Annotated in this window: 3 protein-coding genes and 1 pseudogene; 1 reads left to right on the plus strand and 3 read right to left on the minus strand. The window is 63.6% G+C overall.

Annotated features, from left to right (window positions below):
• Nucleotides 1–980 (plus strand): HipA domain-containing protein (locus KBZ33_RS21355; protein WP_255012026.1); only part of this gene is annotated, 980 nt, incomplete at its 5' end.
• 13 nt (nt 981–993) lie between these two features.
• On the opposite strand, the gene KBZ33_RS21360 is transcribed toward KBZ33_RS21355, so the two are convergent.
• From KBZ33_RS21360 to KBZ33_RS21370, 3 genes and pseudogenes are all read right to left on the minus strand, one after another.
• Complete coding sequence (locus tag KBZ33_RS21360; protein WP_255012027.1) at nt 994–1,275, minus strand: type II toxin-antitoxin system RelE/ParE family toxin; 282 nt, start codon at nt 1,273–1,275, stop codon at nt 994–996.
• Nucleotides 1,265–1,519: a type II toxin-antitoxin system Phd/YefM family antitoxin gene (locus tag KBZ33_RS21365; protein ID WP_255012029.1), complete on the minus strand. Its 255-nt coding sequence runs from the start codon at nt 1,517–1,519 to the stop codon at nt 1,265–1,267. Before KBZ33_RS21365 ends, KBZ33_RS21360 begins: the two co-directional genes overlap by 11 nt.
• Nucleotides 1,520–1,641: 122 nt before the next feature.
• Nucleotides 1,642–2,291: pseudogene (locus KBZ33_RS21370) on the minus strand (hypothetical protein); the annotation flags it as partial.

Genomic DNA, 2,291 nt, shown 5'->3' on the forward strand with positions numbered 1-2,291 from the left:
GCATTGAGGCGACCCCACTCTCGGAATCAGAGATCGGACGCCTGCTGCAGGGTGTGGTGGCTGAACCACTCCCGGGTGTCGCTGCCGCATCCGGAGGGGAACTGCGCCTCTCGATCGCCGGAGCCCAAGAGAAAACAGCCCTGCTCTGGCATCAGAACCAGTGGTGCCGTCCGCGGGGCAGCACGCCCACCACCCATCTGTTCAAGCTGCCGATGGGCCGGGTGGGCAGCGGCCAGATCGATTTCTCCAGCTCGGTGGAGAACGAGTGGCTTTGCGGCCGGATCCTGGCGGCCTACGGCTTGCCGGTGGCGGACAGCAGCCTGGCCTCCTTTGCAGATCAGCGCTGTCTGATCGTCGAGCGCTTCGATCGGCGGCTGCACGCAAGCGGCAGCCACTGGCTGCGCCTGCCGGTGGAGGACTTCTGCCAGGCCACCGGCACCCCGCCGGAGCAGAAATACGAAAACCAGGGAGGTCCTGGCATGGTGGCCATCGCCTCCCTGCTTGCCCAGTCCGCCCAGGCGGACGACGATCTGCGCACTTTTTTCCGCGCCCAGGTTCTGTTCTGGATGCTGCGGGCGATCGACGGCCACGCCAAGAACTTCAGTCTCTTCCTGCTGCCCGGCGGTAACTACCGGCTCACCCCGCTCTACGACGTGCTCTCAGCCTGGCCGGTGATCGGCAAGGCAGCCGGCCAGTGGCCCCAGCAGGAGCTACGCCTGGCGATGGCCTGGCACGGCAGTAAGAGCCGCACCAGCAAGCCGCTGCAGGTTCAGCGGCGCCATCTGACCAGCACTGCCAACCGCATGGGCCTCGCTGCAGTAGCCGACCCCCTGGTGTCAGATCTGGTCACCCGCACCCCTGGAGTGATCACGTCGGTGCAGGGTGAGCTTTCGCCCGGATTCCCGGAACAGCTGGCTGCCACGATCCTGGGCGGGTTGCAATCCTCCGCCGATCAGCTGCAGCGACAACAGACGGACTGAGTACCAAGGGAGCTCAGCGGCGATCAGACTGGTGATAGACCGCATTGCGATCACGCTTGCCGACCGCAATCACAAAGACGAGCAATTCTTGATCCCGCACCTCATACACAAGGCAGAAACCAGCAGCGCGGAGCTTGACCTTGTAGCGATCACGTGAGCCCCGCAGACAGCTGGAGAGGAGGTGCGGTTCAAGCAACCGCTCAGCAAGCTTCTTTTTGAACTGATTACGAATACTGGAGTCCAGCCTGTGCCATTCCCGCAGCGCTTCTGGGTGAAAGGCCAGCTCAAAGCTCATCCAGGTTGACCCGCACAGGCTCCTGGCCATCGGCCAATCGGGCGTCGGCGATGCGGCCGAGCTCCAGATCTTCGACAAGATCCATCAGCTCCTCATAGGCCCTGGCTGGCACGCAATAAAAGGCGGGCTCGTTGCGGTTCAGGACGGCCACGGCCAAGCCATCCCCGGCAGCCACGGTGGCCATCGGATTTTTCTTGTGCTCCGAGATGCTCACAGCGATCTCAGCCAGGACACGATGCGCCATGCAAGCCAACAACCAAGCCCAAGACCGCATGATAGGTCGTGTTTCAGGTCTCTGTTCAGGTCCGATCAGAGGTTGTGCCGTTGCTGGCAACCTGCCCCATGCGTCCCGGCGGTCTTTCAGCGTTAATCCAGCTGCTCCATCCGCTGCGACGCCCGCTCAAAGGCGGCATCCACCTCGTCGTCGCCGATCCAGCGGCTGTAGGCGGCCAGATGCGTTTCCAGGCTGTGGCCCATGGCCGCCGCTACGAATTTGGTGGGCAGCATCGGGCAGAGAGTATGGGCGCGGTGGGCGTAGGCATGGCGGCAGGAGTAGAGCACCAGCTTCTCGCCCTGTTCCTCATACCGGCGCCTCAACTCGCTCCAGAGATCACGCCGCCGCATGTAGAGACCCATGGCGTCAGCCCCGAGTCCGGGCTTCATGGGGGGTAGCCGATCGGCTCGATAGATCGGTTCAAGGTTCCAGGCAACAGCCCAGGAATCACAGGGGAGCAGCCGCAGCGGACGGGGCTCTGTCTTTCCCCGGCTGGAGACCTTGCAGTAGCTGCACCAGAGACGTCCGTTGCGCAGCTCAAGGTGTTGCAGTTCCTCAGGACGCAAGCCATAGGCCGCGAGAAGCTGGAAGGCGTAGCGCCACTTCGGATCAGGGATCGCCTCCACCAGCGCCAGAATCTCATCCACCGTCAGTGGCGTCGTGATCGCCGCAGATTCCCTCCTCCGTCCCACGTAGGGACTGAGATCCAGCGGTGGTGCCCACTCAGCCGGTAGCCGTCCGG

The sequence above is a fragment of the Cyanobium sp. Cruz-8D1 genome (assembly GCF_024345975.1).
Lineage (GTDB): Bacteria > Cyanobacteriota > Cyanobacteriia > PCC-6307 > Cyanobiaceae > Cyanobium.

Coding starts and splice junctions, on each gene's coding strand:
- KBZ33_RS21360 (WP_255012027.1), bottom strand. CDS start 1,275: ATGAGCTTTGAGCTGGCCTTTCACCCAGAAGCGCTGCGGGAATGGCAC.
- KBZ33_RS21365 (WP_255012029.1), bottom strand. CDS start 1,519: ATGGCGCATCGTGTCCTGGCTGAGATCGCTGTGAGCATCTCGGAGCAC.